Raw genomic sequence first — 15512 nt, 5'->3', positions numbered from 1 at the left:
GCACCGCACGTCGCCGGCCCCGGCGGAGTCCGCGCCCGAGGATCCGAGCGGCGAGACGCACTCGACCGGTTCCCGGGCCGGGGGGCACCACCGGGCGGTTCGAGGTGTGTCGTTCATCCCCGCCCGGGCGGGGGAACGCGGACGGAGGCCATGCCCGCGGCGGTGGCGGCTTGGATCCCCAGGTCGGTGTCCTCGAAGACCAAACACTCCTGTGCCGGCACGCCCAGGTGCTCGGCGGCCTTCAGGAACCCCTCGGGGTCGGGCTTCGCCCTGGTGTAGTCGCCGGCGCACACCAGTACGTCGAACCTGTCGACCAGACCCAGTGCGGTCAGCGACGCGGTGACCGAATCGCGGGTGCTGCCGGAGACGACGGCCGTGGGTATGCGTCCGCACGCGTCGTCGATGTGCGGAAGCACCCCCGGCACCACCGTCACCTGCGGCAGCAGTTCGCGAAAAAGCACCTCTCTGCGCTGCGCGACGACCTCGACCGGCATGTCCAGCCCCTGGTCCTGGTTGAGCGAGGCGATGATGCCCGCCACCGTTCGGCCGCCCCAGGCGTAGAAGAGGTCCTCGGGAAAGGCACAACCCCACTCGTCCAGCGCTTGCTTCCAGGCCCGGTAGTGCAGCGGCATCGAGTCGGCGATGGTGCCGTCGCAGTCGAACAGGTACGCGCGGAAATCGCCGGGCGGCAGGGGGAGGATCATCGAATCACCGTATAGCGCGGCGACCGGGCAAGACCGCGTCGGGTCACCTTCGAGCCGCGACCGGGCGGGGACGATCACGGCCGCGGGTTCGGCGCCGGGGCGACCCGCCGCCCCGCCGACCCGGGAGAGGTGTCGGCGGCCACGGCGTCGGGACGTGGTCGGCTACCGCGCGGGTCGGGACGCGGAGCGTAGCGCGACGGCGTGGGTGTTGAAGGCACGGATGCGGGCGGTTTCGTGCGAGGCGCGCCAGACGAAGCCCCAGGCGATGGGTGGGGCATCGGAGAAGGGGATGTAGGTGACGTCGGGGCGGTTGTAGAAGCGGGTCACCTGACCGCCGACGGTGAAGGTGCCTTCGCCGGCGCCGACCATGGCCAGGGCCTCCTGGAACGAGGCCACGCGAGGGCCGTGCTCGATGGGCCTGCCCAGAGGAGTGACCGCCGGGATGCGGTCGGCGGCGATCGCGGCGGGTGCGTTGGCCGGCATGCGCAGCAGCGTGACGCGGGCCAGGTCCTCCAGGCTCACCCGGGATCGGGCGGCGAGTCGGTGGCGGGAGGAGACGGCCAGGTATCGCGGCTCGGTCCACAGGACGGGCCCGGCGACCGTGTCGGGTTCCTCGATGGGTCGGGTGTCGAGCACCATCTCGGTGCGGTGCTCGCGCAGTTCGGTGAAGGAGTTGTCCATCTGGCCTCGGGACCCGGCGCGTCCGGGCCCTCTGTCCGTCCCCGCCGGCGCTCTACCCGTCGTGGTCGCGGGTGCGGTTCATGACCAGGTCGCCGGCGCGGGCGAGGACCTCGGCGCGGGTACGGCCCCGGTGGTCGGCGGCGAGGCTGTGGTGTCCGATCGCCACGCAGAAGGCGATCAGGCTGCGGGCCTCGACCTCGTCGGGGTCGGAACAGAAGGTGCCGAACATTTCGCGGAGCAGGTCCATGCGTCGGTTGTCCACGCGTCGCAGGCGTTCGGCGACGGCCTCGTCGCGGCGGGCCCAGTCGCGGACCGCGAGGTCGATGGGGAGCAGTCGGTCGTCGGAGAAGGTGAGCCTGCCGGCGCGCTGGGCTTTGCTTCTGGGGTCTCCGCCTTCGCGTTCGACCTGTTCGATCACGTCGTCGGTGCTCTCGCGTTCCCAGGTGTCGAGCATGGCCTCCAGGAGCGAGTCGCGGTCGGCGAAGTAGCCGTAGAACCCGCCCTTGGTGACGCCGAGGCGCTTCGCCAGCGCCTCGATCCTGACGGCGTCCGGGCCACCGTCGGCCAGGGCCCGCAGACCTTCCTCCACCCATCTGTCGCGTGGTGTGCGAGCAGCGCCCACGGTGTCCCACCTCACTTTTCCACCCGGATATACGCAACCGAATATTCGATCTTGCCTTGTCTTATACGCAAGCGTATAACAGTTGGGGAGACACCATCCCAACCGCAGCAAAGGTGGCAGCAGCCATGAAGCTGGCTCGCACGGCGCACACCGATCGGCCTTGGCGGATCCACGAGTTCACCCGCGACTTCCGGGTCGAGGACGTGTGGTCCTACCGCACCCCCGGCGCCGGGCCGGGCGATTTCCCCGCCATGATCGCCGCGATACGCGACGGCGGCGGATTCGCCAAGCAGAACTCTCCGGTCCAATTCCTGTTCGCGGTGCGTTGGAAGCTCGGCGCCCTGCTCGGCTGGGACAAGTCCACGGCGAGCCTGGGCACACGGGTTCGGCCGCTGCGCGATCGCCTCCCGGACGACCTCGCCGAAACCGTGGACCCCTCGGAGACCGGCGGCACCCCGTTCACCCCGCTGTACGAACTGGCCGACGAATCCGCCCGCGAGTTGGCCAACTCGACTTGCCACGCCGTGATGCACCTGGGCTGGGTGCCCTCCGGCAATGGTGACCACGAACTGCGCATGGCCGTCCTGGTCAAGCCCAACGGCCGCTTCGGCCGCCTGTACATGGCCTTCATCGCGCCGTTCCGCTACCTGATCATCTACCCGGCGATGACCCGCCAGTGGGAACGCGCGTGGCGCGAGCGCACCGGCCCGCTCCCGAAGGCCGCCGACCCCCGGCCTTGACCGCCACGCGACCGCCGCACCCACAGCGGCACCGCCACCGCCTCGCCCGCGTGGCCGCAGGGGAGAATGCCACGCATGACGACTTGAAGAGCACCGGCCGGGCGACGAGGCTGGACCAAGGTCACGACCTGGGACACCGTCGAAGACGGGGATCGACGAGCCTGCGCCGCATGCGGAACGACCGTGCGCGCCTACCAGTTCCGGACTTACCCACCCGAGTCCACGATGTTCGAGCGGTGCATCGGCCTCGCGTGGTGTTCCGAGTGTCGGCTCTATGTCGGCGCGATGGTGTACATCCCCCGAACTCGCCCGCTCGTCGACGCCCTGGCATCGCTTCCCGCGGACGAACGCGCTCGGCTGCTCCGCAAGGAGATGGCACTGATCGACTACCTCGACCGTCAGGCCGGCGGGTGACCACCCGCCCGCCGGAACCGCCACCGCCGGTTCGTCGGGACCGGCCGCGGCCTCGACCCCATGGCTACTCGGCGGACAGTGCCTCGCGCATCGCCCTTGCGGTGGCGGCCGGGTCGTAGCCCTCGGGCACGCCGTCGATCAGAATGAGGTCGCCTTGGATGTGCCGCGAGCGCAGCGGTGCGATCTCCTGGTAGGCAGGTGAGTCCCACCAACTCCGCGCCTCGGCGATGCCGGGGAAGCCGATGATCACGACGCTCCCGGGCCAGGTGCCCTCCTTCACCTCGTGCTGCGTGACGTGCACGAGGAAGCGACCGCCGTACGGCTCGAAGGTGGCGGGAATCCGCTCGATGTAGTCGGCGATCTCCGGGTGCGGGGCGGCGTCCCGCAGCTTGGCAATGACGTAGGCGGTCATCGTTTTCTCCCCTGTTTCGTTCACTGTGGTCGCGCTCCGTCGTGACCACCAACCTACGCAGACGGGCACGACGGGGAATCAGTCATGCATAGGTACTTCCAATCGGTCGGCGGTGGAGGCGGACCGGGCGGCTGCGGTCGACGTGTCACCTGTCGCATCGCGCCGGCCGCTGGGCAGTAGCAGCGCCGGCAGCAGGGCGAGTGCGGCGAGTGCGGCCAGGGCCGGCAGGGCCGGGCCGATCGCCGAGGCGGGCATCGCGGTCGCGGCCCCGCTCCCGGACGACCCGGGCAGCATCAGGCCCGCGGCGACGGCGATCCCGAGGGTCGGACCGACGTTCATGGCGGTCTGCTTGAGCCCGCCGACGACCCCGGCGTATCCGGGCGGGGCGTCCCCGACGACCGTCCCGGTGGCGGTGACCATCACGGCGGCGAAGCCCGCGCCGAGTCCGACGAAGGCCGTCCCGGTGAGGACCCAGGTGCTGTTCGGATCGAGCCGGGACAGGGCGGCGATGCCGAGGACGACGAGCAGGATGCCGGCGATCGCGGTGCGGCGCGGTCCGTACCGGCGCAGCGCGGCGCTCGCGACGGGCGCGCCCAGAACCATGGGCGCGGTCAGCGGAAGCACCCGCAGTCCGGTGGCGAGCGGGCCGAGCCCGAGCACGTTCTGGAGGAAGAAGGAGGTCACGAACAGCGCACCGAACATGCCGCCGGTGGTGACCAGCAGGATCAGCATCGAGGCCGTCACGGGTACGGACCGGGCCACCGCCGGGGGCACGATCGGGTGCGTGGCGCGGCGTTCGTGGACGACGAGCACCAGCGCGATGCCGGCGGTCGCGGCGAGTCCGAGCCGCGTCGGCGCGGCGGTCCATCCGTGCGCCGGTACGTCGGCCAACGTGTGCACCAAGGCCGCGAGGGTGGCCGCGAGCAGGGCCGCGCCGACGAGGTCGAGCCGCTGCGATCCGGCGCGTGCGGGCGTCGGCCCCCGCAGGGCGAGGGTCGATACTGCGATTGCCAGTGCCACGGGGACGTTGATCCAGAACACCGCGCGCCAGCCGAAGTGGCCGACGAGGACGCCCCCGAGCAGGGGGCCGGCCGCCGCGGCGATCCCGATGGCGCTGGTACGAATGGCGACCGGCGTGCCGAGCCGGTCCGGCGCATAGGCCGAGCTCAGCAGCGCGAGGGTGGCGGGTTGGAGCAGTGCGCCGAACACCCCCTGTACGGCGCGCAGAACGATCACCCAACGGACGTCCGGGGCGAGTGCGATCCCGCCCGAGGCGGCTCCGAAGCCGAGGACGCCGACGCACATCAGCCGCGGGTGCCCGTAGCGGTCGCCGAGGCGCCCGGCGATGACGAGAAGCCCGGCCACCGCGAGCAGGTAGCTGGTACTGGTCCACTGCACCTGCGCCACACTCGCCCCGAGGCTGCGCTGCAGGCTGGGCTGCGCCACGAGCAGCACGGTGCCGTCCAGCGCGACGATCATCGCACCGGCCACGCTGACCGCCAGGGCGAGGTGCCGCCGGATGTTCTTCGTCATGCGCGCGCCGGGCCCAGGTGAGCGTCGAGGGCCGCGGTGACGAGCAGTTCGAGATGGTCGCCACCGGGTGCCGGGCCTGCCGACGGGGTGCCGAGGGCGAGTCGCAGGCTGTCCCAGGCCCACAACTGGGCGATGCCGTGCAGGTTCGACCAGAGCGCGGCGGCCGTCACCGCCGGCGGCGGCTCGGCACTGCTCCGCACGTCGTCCCGGCGCCGGCCCGCGGGCTCGGTCCGGCATTCGGCGATGAGCGCGACGATGGTCTCGAACAGCGGGAGGGTGGACTCCCGGAGCCGCGGCCCGTGCGCCGATGTGTGTGGTCCGCTGTCGAGCAGGTCGTGCCGGAACATCAACTCGAACATGCCGCGATGCTCGAGCGCGTACCGGACGTAGGTGTGCGCGAGGGCCGCCAGCCGGTCGCGTGGCGATGTGACGGCGGCGGTCGCGGCCTCGAACCGGGCTCTCAGGTCCGCGAACCCGCGCTGGGCGATCGCCGAGAGCAGCGCGTGATGGGTCGCGAAGTACCTGCGCGGAGCCCCGTGCGACACACCCGCCCGGCGGGCGATCTCACGCAGCCCCAGTGCGGCGATGCCGTCGGTCATCACGACGTCCACTCCGACGCCGATCAGTCGTTCCCGAAGAGAGTCTTCCTGTGCCATAGACACTGTCTACCACACCGGTAGACAGTGTCTACAGATCCGGCCGGCCGGGCTACCCCGCCGCTTCCTCCGCGCTCCGGCGGGGGACGCCCAGCGCCAGGATCGCGGCGTCGTCGTCCAGGCCCGCTCCGAAGGAGGCCAGGAGGTCGGTGACCGCGTCCACGGCGGCGCGGGCGCCCGCCGGAGCCAAGGCGGCGGCGAAGTCGAACAACGCCTCCTCGCCGAAGCGGTCGGCCATCGATCCCGGGACACGAGCCTCGGTGAGGCCGTCGGTGTACAGGAGCAGTGTCCCGCCGGGTTCCAGACGCACGGTCGAGGTCGTGAAGTGCGCGTCCGGGATGACTCCGACCAATTGCCCACCGGGCGTGGGCCGGAATTCGGCGCCGCCGTCGGCGCGCAGGAGCAGCGCGGGTGGGTGGCCGCCCGCGGCGAGCACGATGGTGCAGCCGAGGGCGTCGGGGGTGAGCGGACCGGAACCGGGACCGTCCGAACCGGGGTCGGGACTGATCAAGCCGAAGATCACCGTGCAGAAGCGCGGATCGTCGCCCTGGTACTCGTGGTTGAGCACGGTGTTGAGGTTGCGCAGCACCGCGACCGGGTCCGGGTCGTACACGGTCGCCGCCCGCAGGGTGTAGCGCACGAGCGAAGTCACGGCCGCGGCCGCGACGCCTTTGCCGCACACGTCGCCGAGGAAGAACGCCCATCGGCCGTCGGCGAGCGGGAACAGGTCGTAGAAGTCGCCACCGACCCGGTCGGCGGAGGCGATGTGGTAGTACGCGGCCACCTCCAGGCCCGGAACCCGGGACAACGTCGGGGGCAGCAGGGTGCGTTGCAGGGTGGTGGCCAGGCGTTGCAGACGTTCGCGTTCCGCGTCGACTTCGCGGTGTGCGCGCATCAGTTCGACCTCGTACGCGCGACGGTCGCGGGCGTCGGTGATCGTGGTGCGGATCAGCAGGGGTTGGCCGTCACCGCCCGTCTTGACCAGGGAGGTGACCAGGACCGGCAGACGGGTGCCGTCGGCGGCCTTCAGTTCGAGGGCGACGCCGCCGATCTCGCCCTGCATGGTCAGCAGGGGCGCGAAGTGGGTCTCGTGGTAGAGCCTGCCGCCGACGGTCAGCAGGTCGGCGAACCGGCGTCGGCCGACGAGTTCCTCGCGGCTGCGCCCGAGCCAGGTCGTCAATGTGGCATTGACCTTGACGATCGTGCCGTCCAAAAGCGTGGACAGGTAACCGCAGGGTGCGTTCTCGTACAGGTCCTCGGCGCTGTCCTCCAACAGGGCCGCGAAGACTGCGACGTCGCCGCCCGGGGGACCGTCCCCACCGCCCGTCCCGCCGCCGTCCGGATCCGCCCCGGACGCGCACATCATCGTCTGCTCGCGAAGTCGACGATGGCTTCGGCGGTCGCCTCGGGAGCGCTCAGCTGCGGGCAGTGGCCGGTGGCGTCCAGCGTGACCATGCGGCTGCCCGGGATCCGCTCGTGGACGAATCGGCCCACCTCCGGCGGCGCGATCGCGTCGTGCCGGCACTGGATCACCAGGGTGGGCGTGCCGACCTCGGCCAAGTCGGCGCGGTTGTCGGACAGGAACGTGGTGTGCGCGAAGACCCGGGCCATCTTCGGATCGGTACGGCAGAAGCTGTTCGTCAACTCCTCGCCGAGCTCGGGGCGTTCGGGGTTGCCCATGATGACCGGGGCCATCGCGGCCGACCAGCCCAGGTAGTTGCTGTCCAGCGAGTCCAGCAGTTCCTCGATGTCCGCCCGGCTGAACCCGCCTCGGTAGTCGCCGTCGTCGATGTAGCACGGTGAGGGGGTGAGCAGCACCAGACCGGCGAACCGCTCGGGCTCACGGATGGCCGCCAGGACGCCGATCATGGCGCTCACCGAGTGTCCGACGAACACCACGTCCCGCAGTTCCGCCTCCGCGCAGATGGCCAGGACGTCGTCCGCGTAGCCCGCCAGGGTCGCGTACCGCTCGGGGTCCCACGCGGCGGGATCCGACCGCCCGGCGCCGACGTGGTCGAATCGCACCACCTTGAATCGTTCCTCCAACACGGGCACCACAAGCCGCCACATGTTCAGGTCGCAACCGAACCCGTGCGCCAGCAACAGGACGGGGCCGTCCTCGCGACCGGACACCAGCACATGATTCCCACTCCGAACACGCATCCGACCATGGTCGCACTCCTCCCGCGACCAACCACGCCACCCGTGACCGGACACTCCGCGTGTGCTGCCCCGATCCGGCCGAAGGCATGCGCGTATCGCCCGGTCGGCGGCCGCATCGCGCAGCGCCGGTCCGTTCGTCGGCGACCGGATCGATCAGGATCCGAGAAGCGTCGGTCGCGGCCTCGCGCCTGGCGTGACGGGCATGGCAACCATCGCTTCCGTAACCCTCGACGTGGCCGATCCCTCGGCCGCTCACCGCTTCCACAGCGCCGCCTTCGGTCTGGACACACAGCTGCGCCTGCGGGCCTCGGACGCGCCCACGACCGGCTTCCGCGGGTTCGCCCTGGCACTCACCGTGTCCCAGCCCGCCGACGTCGACGTCCTGATCGGCGCGGCCCTCGACGCCGGCGCCACGTCGCTCAAGCCGGCGGCGAAGTCGCTCTGGGGCTACGGCGGCGTCGTGCGGGCACCGGACGGGACGATCTGGAAGGTCGCCAGACATCAGGCTGTCCGGATGGCGTGGCGCCTCCGCTCGTGAGCGACGGGGTGCTCGGTCCCGGCAGCCGGTTCGGGCGCGCAAGCGGGTGACACGGGATCGGCTCCGCGCGCCGGACCCGTCCCCGACCCGGGGCCGTCCTTGAATGACCCGAGGGCCCTGTGGCCACACCGGTGGTCGGCCCTCCAACAGGCGACAGGCGACAGGCAAGGAGCAAACTCATGCGCGGTGTCGTGATGCACGCCCCCGGCGAGGTGCGGGTGGAACAGCGTGAAGAGCCGACGATCGTCGCCCCGACGGATGCGGTGATCCGCCTGTCGGCGACGTGTGTGTGCGGGTCGGACCTGTGGCCGTACCGCGGGATCGAGGCCGTCGACGGCCCCTCCCCGATGGGGCACGAGTACGCGGGCGTCGTCGAAGAGGTCGGCGGCGCGGTCGGCTCGATCAAGCCGGGCCAGTTCGTGGTCGGGTCGTTCTTCGCCTCGGACAACACCTGCGAGATCTGCCGGGCCGGATATCAGTCCTCCTGCGTCCGGCGCGAACCGGTCGGCGCCCTCGGCGCGCAGGCGGAGCGGCTGCGCGTCCCGCTGGCCGACGGCACGCTGGTCGCCACCCCCGGCATGCCCGACGACGACCTGGTTCCCGGCCTGCTGGCCGCGTCCGACGTGCTGGGCACCGGCTGGTTCGGCGCGGTCGCGGCCCAGGCCGGACCGGGCAAGACCGTGGCGGTCGTCGGCGATGGCGCGGTCGGGCTGATGGCGGTGCTGGCCGCCGAGCGGCTCGGCGCGGAACGGATCATCGCGATGAGCCGCCACGAGCCGCGGCAGAAGCTCGCGATCGAGTACGGGGCGACCGACATCGTCACCGAACGCGGCGACGCGGGCGTGGCCAGGATCAAGGAGCTGACCGACGGACTGGGCGCGCACTCGGTGATCGAGGCGGTCGGCACCCAGGAGTCGATGATGCAGGCCGTCCGCTCCACCCGGCCGGGCGGTCACATCGGCTACGTCGGCGTCTCCCACGACGTCGCCCTCGACGGGCACGAGCTGTTCTTCTCGCACGTCCACCTGCACGGCGGGCCCGCGCCGGTACGCCAGTACCTGCCGAAGCTGATCGATCTGGTCTGGAACCGGACGATCGACCCGGGCCGGGTCTTCGACCTCGCCCTCCCCCTCGACCAGGCCGCCGACGCCTACCGAGCCATGGACGAACGCCGCGCCATCAAGGCCCTTCTCACCGTGTGACCCGTCCCCGGCCCGCCGTTGGCACTCGCACGCCCTCGGGCAGGTCCTGTACGTCACCGTCGGCGTCGGCCCGGTCGAAAGCCGTGACGGCACCGTCGTCCGCGGCCGCATCGTCGATTGTCGGTCGGGAGCGCTACCGTCCGGGCCGTCCCCCGGCGGATCCCGGCGGATCACCCACGGGTCACCGGCGGGACGAGGAGTCGAGAAGCGGGAGTTCGCGGTGTCGATGCACGAGATCGAGGATCTGGTGGAGGACTCGATCAGGATTCTGCACGCCCACCACGGGCCCGACGAGCCGCGCCTGCGCGAGTGGTTCGCCGTGCTGTACGGGTTCCAGGACCGGTTCGACTGCTCGTTCACGCATTTCCGGGTGATGGACATCCTGGTGCGCCGCCGCTTCACCTACGCGTTCCCGCTCGACCGGCACCCGGACTACGCGCAACGACGCGACCATTTCGACGCGTTGACCGAGTTCACCGCGCTGCGTACCTTCGACGACGACGCGGAGGAGGCCGACGACTTCGACGGCTACGCCTCCTGGCTCGAGGACGGCTACGTCGATCCGCCGTTGCTGTACTGCGACGCGGGCTCGCGATTGTGGCGGCGCATGGTCGACTCCGGCCGGCTCGGCGGCCCGGACGCGATCGCCCCGCAGCCCGTCCCGCTGATCGACGTGGTTCGCGAACTCGCGGTCGCCGCCGAGCAGCACGGCGACCGGGAACTGATCGCCACGTGGTACTCGCACGGCTGCCACACGCTCCTGGACGGCCCGGTCGGCTGCCCGTACGACATCGAGGAACTCGCCGAGATCCCCGCCGTCCGCGACCTGCGCGCCATCGTCCGCCGCACCCGGGCCCTCGCCGTCGACACACCCCCGGAACACCGCCCTCCGACCGAAGCCTCGGACGCCGACGACCTCGAAACCTGGTGGTGGACGAACGTATCCGCACCGGGAAGGCCATAGCCACCCGCCTTCGAGCCCCGACCTGCCGTGTCCGTCGGCCGGCCGGACACTCGGCCCCACGCCGGCACGCGGCGGGCTGCGGGCGGCGGTGTGCGACGCGGGCGCCGAAGCGGTCGCTGGGAGCCCGGCGACCTCGCGGCCGGGATCGGCCGCCTCGATCACCTGCCGGGCGGCGGCGTCCCTGCATCCGTGGGCCGGCGGTGTTTCCGGCCCACGCGTCCGGAACAATGGCTCAAAAGGTCGCGTGTCTTGGGGAGGGGTGGGACAAATGCCACGGACGCCTTCGGCCAACGAGGAGCTGCGTGAGCGCTCGCGCCGGTGCATCCTCGACGCCGCGCTCGTGGTCTTCGCCGAGCGGGGCTACGCCGGAGCGACCATCTCCCGGATCGCCTCCCGTGCCGAGGTCGCCAGGGGTCTGGTCACCTACTACTTCTCGACCAAGGACGAGCTGCTGGAGACGTTGCTGTCCGAGGCGTTGCAGGTCATGTACGGGGCGGTCGCACCCCTGGAGGGAGAGCGGACCGCCGACGAGCGACTGGCCGGGCTCATCGACCGGACGCTTCAGGGCGCGGCGGCGAGCGTCGATGTGCAGCGGCTCCTGTTGTCGCTCATGTTGCAGCCGACCACCCGGGCGACGTACGCCAAGGCCGAGCAAGCGAACCTGGCCGCGCTGGAGGCGGCCGAGGATGGCATCCGGGCGATCTTCGCCGAACGCGGCGCGGCCGACCCGGGCGCCGAGGAGGCCACGCTGCGCAGCGTCTTGGAAGGCGTGATCTTCAAGCTGGCCGTCTACCCCGACACGTACCCGCTGGCCGCGGTCCGCGCCCGCCTCTTCCGGATGTACGACCTCCCGGTGGCCGACCCGGCCCCGCCCCGCCCGGCGGAGCGCCTGCGCACGTCGAGTCCTTGAAGTCCTCGGCGTCGGAGACAGGGCCTCGGGGCCTTGGGACGCGGGCGGCCCCGGCGTCGTTTGGGCGCCCGGCCGTCGGGCACGCCGCAGGTGTACGGTCCGTCCGACCTTGGGAGGTGACCGGTATGGCCGCTGTGACGGAATCCGTCGATGTGGACGTCCCGCTGCACACGGCGTATCTCCAGTGGACCCGATTCGAGGACTTCCCGCAGTTCATGGACGGGGTCGAGGAGGTGGTTCGGCTCGACGCGCACCACCACTACTGGAGGACGTTCACCGGGGATATGACCCGCGAGTTCGGCACCGAGACCGTCGAGGAACTGCCGGACGAGCGGCTGTCGTGGCGCACGGTGTCGGACGAACCCCGGCAGCACGCCCTCGTGACCTTCCGGGCGGTCGACGCCGCGCACACCACGGTGAATGTCGTCACCGAAGTCGAACCCGAAGGACTCTGCGAAACCGACGCCGCACCGCCGTTCACCCAAGGGCGCGTCAAGGGCGACCTGCTGCGCTTCAAGGAGTTCGTCGAAACCCACGGCCGACACGACGACATCGAACGCAGCCGCATCGCCCCGGACTGACGCCGAACGTCAACGGTTCGCGGTCGGCGGCTCGGGCGACTCCGGGGGCTCCCCCGCGTCCCGGCGCAGGCCGGCCCGTCGGGACCCGGCGGTGGGCTCGGCCTCCCATTCGTGTTCCTGCGCGGCCTCGGGTCCGTGCGCGCCTTCGTGTTGATGCACAGCGGCGTATCGAGCCGCGCGCCCGCTCCTGTCGTACTCCGACACCTCGGATACGCGGGCCGAGGCATGGCGCCGCCGCGTCCGCATCCGCATTCCCATGGCAACCAGTGCCAGCGCCGCGCAGAACAGCAGGGCCAAGGCGAGGCCGGCCAGGAACGCCGACAACGTATCGAGGGTGACCATGTTCTGGTCGAACATGCTCACCGTGTACTCGGGGCCCCCGGAGGTGTTGTACGCGACGAGCAGGGCCGCGAATGCAACGCTCGCCGCCGCGATGAGGAGTCCGATGACGATCACGACACTCACATCCGTTCTGCCTCGTGCGACGCCCTCCCGGTCAACGCTACGCCCGTCCCCGGTGCGGGGCGGGCGGATCCGCGGTGTGCCGGCGGGGGCGCCGGACGCCGGCGCCCCCGGTCCTACACGGGCTGCGGCTCGGGCTCCGGCTCCGGATCGGGGTTGGGCGGTATCGGTGACGGGGGCGGCTCGGGCACCGGATCGGGCTCCAACGGTGACGGCCGCGGCGGGCGGGTGTCCGGGTCGACCGGCATGGGGATGGTCATCGGATTCTCTCCCTCGGGTCGCTCGCCCAACGGCCTACCCGGATCCGGCATCATGATTCATTCGCGTCGCGAAGTGGGACACCGACTGCGAGTGAGCCCGGCGCGTACCACCCGGCCCCGCCGACGGCCGTCGGAGCCGGCCCGCGCGTCAGCCTGTGCGTCCCGGCAGGCGGTCCAGGATGGGGGCCAGGTCCAGGCCGCCGGGCATGGTGCCGAAGGCCAGGCCGCGTTCGGGCGTCAGCCGGGAGGCGCAGAAGGCGTCGGCGACGGCGGTCGGCGCGTACCGCACGAGCAGGGAACCCTGGAGGACGAGGGCCATCCGTTCGACCAGACGGCGGGCCCGCAGTTCGATGTCCGGCGTCGGCACCAGTTCGTCCCGGAGCGCGCGCCAGGCGGTGTCGAGGCGGGCGTCGGCGCCGGACGCGGCGTCGATTTCGGCGGCGAACGCGTCCAGGGACTCGGGTTCGCGCCGGAGCGCGCGCAGGACGTCGAGCGCCTGCACGTTGCCGGAACCCTCCCAGATGCCGTTGAGCGGAGCATCGCGGTACAGCCGCGGCAGTCCCGAGGCTTCGTCGTATCCGTTCCCGCCCAGGCACTCCAGCGCCTCGGCGACGGCCACCGGCTGGCGCTTGCACACCCAGTACTTGGCCACCGCGGTGGCCAGCCGCAGGAAGGCTCGTTCGTGGGCGTCGCCACGCTGGGCCCGGTCGACGGCGCCGGCGACGCGCAGGGCGAGCGTGCTCGCGGCCTCCGATTCCACGCCGAGGTCGGCGATCACGTTGCGCATCAGCGGCTGGTCGATCAGCTTGCGGCCGAACACCGAGCGGTGCCGCACGTGGTGGGCGGCCTCCGCGAGGGCGGCGCGAATGCCGGACGCGGAGCCGAGGACGCAGTCGAGCCGGGTCATGGTGACCATGTCGATGATGGTGCGCACGCCGTGGCCCTCGGCGCCGACCAGCCAGGCGACGGTGTCGTCGAACTCGGGTTCGCTGCTGGCGTTGCTGCGGTTGCCGAGCTTGTCCTTGAGCCGCTGGATGCGGAAGGTGTTGCGGCTGCCGTCGGGGAGCACGCGGGGTACCAGGAAGCAGGACAGGCCGCCGGGTGTCTGGGCGAGGACCAGGAACAGGTCGTTCATCGGAGCGCTGGTGAACCACTTGTGGCCGCGCAACCGCCAGGTACCGTCGGCGTGTTCGGTGGCGCTGGTGGTGTTGGCGCGGACGTCGGTGCCGCCCTGCTTCTCGGTCATCCCCATGCCGGCGAGCAGGCCGCGCTTGGACGCGGGCACGCGCAGGCCGGGATCGTAGCTGCGGCTGGTGAGCAACGGCTCGTACACCGCGGCGAGTTCGGGGGCGACACGCAGCGCCGGGACGACGGCGTAGGTCATCGAGACGGGGCAACCGTGCCCGGCCTCGGCGGTGGTCCACACCATGAACCCGGCCGCGCGGGCCACGTGCGCACCCGGGCGGGGGTCGGCCCAGGGCGCCGCGGCCAGTCCCTCGCGTACCGCGACGTCCAGCAACTGGTGGTAGGCGGGGTGGAATTCGACCTCGTCGATGCGGTTGCCATAGCGGTCGTGGGTGTGCAGCACCGGCTCGCAGCGGTTGGCCTGCTCCGCCCGGAGCCGGACCTCCTCGCTGCCGGCGAGCCGCCCGAGGCGGTGCAGATCCGCCTCGTACCACTCGGCGCCCTCGCGCCGGATGCCCTCCAGCAGCACCGGGTCGTCGGCGACGTCGTGTCCGACGAGCGGTGGGGCCTGGTTGGTGACTTCGTGGGTGCGGGCGGTCGGGTTGCTGTGCTGCGGCGGAGTCGCCATCACGGTCATCGGGAACCTCCTCGGTGGACGGAAGGTGCGTTGACGCGGGTGCCCGCGCAGCGCAGGGACATCGCGATCAGTTCGGCGACGAGATCCTCGACGGCCTCTTGGGCCGGTGCGGCCGACGGGTCGACCAGGACCTCGCCGATCGCGCCGGTGAGGGCGGCGGCGGTGATCTCCGGGTCCTGGGCGGGCATGAGCCCGGCGGCCATGCCTTCGCGGACCACCCGCGCGAACAGCTCTCGGTAGCGGCGGCGGAACTCCAGCCGCTGCTCGCCCACGGCGGGTTCGGCGGGGGCGGCGAGCAGGGCGTACGCCAGGCCGCGCCGTTCCAGGGCGCGGCGGGCGAACACCGCGACGCCCTGCGCGAGCCGGTGCGCGGCATCGCCGTCCCCGCCGTCCAGGACCTGGCCCAGGACCTCCAGTTCGCGCCCGGATGCCCGGCGGAAGACCTCCACCGCCAGGGCGGCCTTGGACGGGAAGTGCTGGTAGACCGAGCCGGCCGACATGCCCGCCGCGGCCGCCACCGCCGTCACCGAGGCATTGGCCCAGCCCACGTCGGCGACCACCGTGGTGGCCTGCTCGATCAGGTGTTCGCGGGCCGCGTTCAGACGGTCGTGTTCGGCGGGAGTCTTGCGGTAGGCCATGTAAGCAGTGAACCACTATTCAGAGCTTCGGCTCAAGGTCGGCGCGGGCGTGTGGCGGTACGCGCCCTCGGGCTGTGGGAACGGCGTGCGGGTCGTCGTCCGTCGACCCGCACGACCGGCCGGTGATCGACCTCGCCTACCCGTTCACCCGGAGTGGGGTGATCGCCGACGGTCCGGATTCGCCGGTCACCGGCGAGGGCGAGCTCCACG

18 protein-coding genes and 1 pseudogene are annotated in these 15512 nt (G+C 71.7%); 7 read left to right on the top strand and 12 right to left on the bottom strand.

All coding sequences use genetic code 11. The features are described 5' to 3' along the window. Window positions 1–113: 113 nt before the first annotated feature. From A3IC_RS0118535 to A3IC_RS0118525, 3 genes are all read right to left on the bottom strand, one after another. On the bottom strand, window positions 114–704 hold the full coding sequence (locus A3IC_RS0118535; RefSeq protein ID WP_020551545.1) for an HAD family hydrolase: 591 nt from the start codon (window positions 702–704) through the stop codon (window positions 114–116). Window positions 705–866: 162 nt separating this feature from the next. Beyond that, entirely contained in the window at window positions 867–1385 is a 519-nt protein-coding gene (locus A3IC_RS55200; RefSeq protein WP_020551544.1) for a LysR substrate-binding domain-containing protein, read from the bottom strand. 52 nt (window positions 1386–1437) lie between these two features. Further along, window positions 1438–2007 (bottom strand): TetR/AcrR family transcriptional regulator, encoded by a 570-nt coding sequence (locus A3IC_RS0118525; RefSeq protein ID WP_026218421.1) that lies wholly within the window; start codon window positions 2005–2007, stop codon window positions 1438–1440. A gap of 125 nt (window positions 2008–2132) precedes the next feature. Between A3IC_RS0118525 and A3IC_RS0118520 the strand changes: the two genes are divergently transcribed. Together A3IC_RS0118520 and A3IC_RS55195 are read left to right on the top strand one after the other, a co-directional pair. After that, window positions 2133–2747 (top strand): DUF2867 domain-containing protein, encoded by a 615-nt coding sequence (locus tag A3IC_RS0118520; RefSeq protein ID WP_020551542.1) that lies wholly within the window; start codon window positions 2133–2135, stop codon window positions 2745–2747. Between the two features lie 183 nt (window positions 2748–2930). After that, window positions 2931–3161, top strand: a complete 231-nt coding sequence (locus A3IC_RS55195; protein WP_020551541.1) for a hypothetical protein — start codon at window positions 2931–2933, stop codon at window positions 3159–3161. 64 nt (window positions 3162–3225) lie between these two features. On the opposite strand, the gene A3IC_RS0118510 is transcribed toward A3IC_RS55195, so the two are convergent. From A3IC_RS0118510 to A3IC_RS0118490, 5 genes are all read right to left on the bottom strand, one after another. Continuing rightward, window positions 3226–3573, bottom strand: coding sequence for a DUF1330 domain-containing protein (locus A3IC_RS0118510; RefSeq protein WP_020551540.1), 348 nt, complete (start codon window positions 3571–3573; stop codon window positions 3226–3228). 78 nt (window positions 3574–3651) lie between these two features. Continuing rightward, on the bottom strand, window positions 3652–5106 hold the full coding sequence (locus A3IC_RS0118505; RefSeq protein ID WP_020551539.1) for an MFS transporter: 1455 nt from the start codon (window positions 5104–5106) through the stop codon (window positions 3652–3654). Continuing rightward, on the bottom strand, window positions 5103–5762 hold the full coding sequence (locus A3IC_RS0118500) for a TetR/AcrR family transcriptional regulator (protein ID WP_026218420.1): 660 nt from the start codon (window positions 5760–5762) through the stop codon (window positions 5103–5105). Before A3IC_RS0118500 ends, A3IC_RS0118505 begins: the two co-directional genes overlap by 4 nt. Window positions 5763–5814: 52 nt before the next feature. Beyond that, complete coding sequence (locus tag A3IC_RS0118495; RefSeq protein WP_020551537.1) at window positions 5815–7125, bottom strand: PP2C family protein-serine/threonine phosphatase; 1311 nt, start codon at window positions 7123–7125, stop codon at window positions 5815–5817. Then, a complete protein-coding gene (locus A3IC_RS0118490) occupies window positions 7125–7925 on the bottom strand; it encodes an alpha/beta fold hydrolase (RefSeq protein WP_026218419.1) in 801 nt (266 codons plus the stop codon). Before A3IC_RS0118490 ends, A3IC_RS0118495 begins: the two co-directional genes overlap by 1 nt. A gap of 202 nt (window positions 7926–8127) precedes the next feature. On the opposite strand from A3IC_RS0118490, the pseudogene A3IC_RS55190 reads away from it, so the two are divergent. The 5 genes and pseudogenes from A3IC_RS55190 to A3IC_RS0118465 all read left to right on the top strand — a co-directional run. Then, window positions 8128–8421 (top strand): annotated as a pseudogene (locus A3IC_RS55190) (VOC family protein); the annotation flags it as partial. 221 nt (window positions 8422–8642) lie between these two features. Next, complete coding sequence (locus A3IC_RS0118480) at window positions 8643–9665, top strand: zinc-dependent alcohol dehydrogenase family protein (protein ID WP_020551534.1); 1023 nt, start codon at window positions 8643–8645, stop codon at window positions 9663–9665. Window positions 9666–9891: 226 nt separating this feature from the next. Then, window positions 9892–10629 carry a hypothetical protein gene (locus A3IC_RS0118475; RefSeq protein WP_020551533.1) on the top strand — a complete coding sequence of 246 codons (738 nt, stop codon included), beginning with the start codon at window positions 9892–9894 and terminating at the stop codon, window positions 10627–10629. 268 nt (window positions 10630–10897) lie between these two features. Next, complete coding sequence (locus A3IC_RS0118470) at window positions 10898–11539, top strand: TetR/AcrR family transcriptional regulator (protein WP_020551532.1); 642 nt, start codon at window positions 10898–10900, stop codon at window positions 11537–11539. Between the two features lie 125 nt (window positions 11540–11664). Next, a complete protein-coding gene (locus A3IC_RS0118465) occupies window positions 11665–12120 on the top strand; it encodes an SRPBCC family protein (protein WP_020551531.1) in 456 nt (151 codons plus the stop codon). Window positions 12121–12129: 9 nt separating this feature from the next. On the opposite strand, the gene A3IC_RS55185 is transcribed toward A3IC_RS0118465, so the two are convergent. The 4 genes from A3IC_RS55185 to A3IC_RS0118445 form a co-directional block, all read right to left on the bottom strand. After that, window positions 12130–12576: a hypothetical protein gene (locus A3IC_RS55185; protein WP_158696000.1), complete on the bottom strand. Its 447-nt coding sequence runs from the start codon at window positions 12574–12576 to the stop codon at window positions 12130–12132. 122 nt (window positions 12577–12698) lie between these two features. Continuing rightward, a complete protein-coding gene (locus tag A3IC_RS68740; RefSeq protein ID WP_158695999.1) occupies window positions 12699–12842 on the bottom strand; it encodes a hypothetical protein in 144 nt (47 codons plus the stop codon). Between the two features lie 148 nt (window positions 12843–12990). Further along, entirely contained in the window at window positions 12991–14664 is a 1674-nt protein-coding gene (locus A3IC_RS0118450) for an acyl-CoA dehydrogenase family protein (RefSeq protein ID WP_020551528.1), read from the bottom strand. Continuing rightward, window positions 14661–15302: a TetR family transcriptional regulator gene (locus A3IC_RS0118445; RefSeq protein ID WP_020551527.1), complete on the bottom strand. Its 642-nt coding sequence runs from the start codon at window positions 15300–15302 to the stop codon at window positions 14661–14663. Before A3IC_RS0118445 ends, A3IC_RS0118450 begins: the two co-directional genes overlap by 4 nt. Window positions 15303–15512: the final 210 nt, after the last annotated feature.

It is taken from the genome of Embleya scabrispora DSM 41855 (assembly GCF_000372745.1).
GTDB lineage: Bacteria > Actinomycetota > Actinomycetes > Streptomycetales > Streptomycetaceae > Embleya > Embleya scabrispora.
Note: the sequence above shows the minus strand (reverse complement) of the source record. Positions and strands in the feature narration are given on the sequence as shown.

Coding starts and splice junctions, on each gene's coding strand:
- A3IC_RS0118535 (WP_020551545.1), bottom strand. CDS start 704: ATGATCCTCCCCCTGCCGCCCGGCGATTTCCGCGCGTACCTGTTCGAC.
- A3IC_RS55200 (WP_020551544.1), bottom strand. CDS start 1,385: ATGGACAACTCCTTCACCGAACTGCGCGAGCACCGCACCGAGATGGTG.
- A3IC_RS0118520 (WP_020551542.1), top strand. CDS start 2,133: ATGAAGCTGGCTCGCACGGCGCACACCGATCGGCCTTGGCGGATCCAC.
- A3IC_RS0118510 (WP_020551540.1), bottom strand. CDS start 3,573: ATGACCGCCTACGTCATTGCCAAGCTGCGGGACGCCGCCCCGCACCCG.
- A3IC_RS0118505 (WP_020551539.1), bottom strand. CDS start 5,106: ATGACGAAGAACATCCGGCGGCACCTCGCCCTGGCGGTCAGCGTGGCC.
- A3IC_RS0118500 (WP_026218420.1), bottom strand. CDS start 5,762: ATGGCACAGGAAGACTCTCTTCGGGAACGACTGATCGGCGTCGGAGTG.
- A3IC_RS0118495 (WP_020551537.1), bottom strand. CDS start 7,125: ATGTGCGCGTCCGGGGCGGATCCGGACGGCGGCGGGACGGGCGGTGGG.
- A3IC_RS0118490 (WP_026218419.1), bottom strand. CDS start 7,925: ATGCGTGTTCGGAGTGGGAATCATGTGCTGGTGTCCGGTCGCGAGGAC.
- A3IC_RS0118480 (WP_020551534.1), top strand. CDS start 8,643: ATGCGCGGTGTCGTGATGCACGCCCCCGGCGAGGTGCGGGTGGAACAG.
- A3IC_RS0118475 (WP_020551533.1), top strand. CDS start 9,892: ATGCACGAGATCGAGGATCTGGTGGAGGACTCGATCAGGATTCTGCAC.
- A3IC_RS0118470 (WP_020551532.1), top strand. CDS start 10,898: ATGCCACGGACGCCTTCGGCCAACGAGGAGCTGCGTGAGCGCTCGCGC.
- A3IC_RS0118465 (WP_020551531.1), top strand. CDS start 11,665: ATGGCCGCTGTGACGGAATCCGTCGATGTGGACGTCCCGCTGCACACG.
- A3IC_RS68740 (WP_158695999.1), bottom strand. CDS start 12,842: ATGACCATCCCCATGCCGGTCGACCCGGACACCCGCCCGCCGCGGCCG.
- A3IC_RS0118450 (WP_020551528.1), bottom strand. CDS start 14,664: ATGACCGTGATGGCGACTCCGCCGCAGCACAGCAACCCGACCGCCCGC.
- A3IC_RS0118445 (WP_020551527.1), bottom strand. CDS start 15,302: ATGGCCTACCGCAAGACTCCCGCCGAACACGACCGTCTGAACGCGGCC.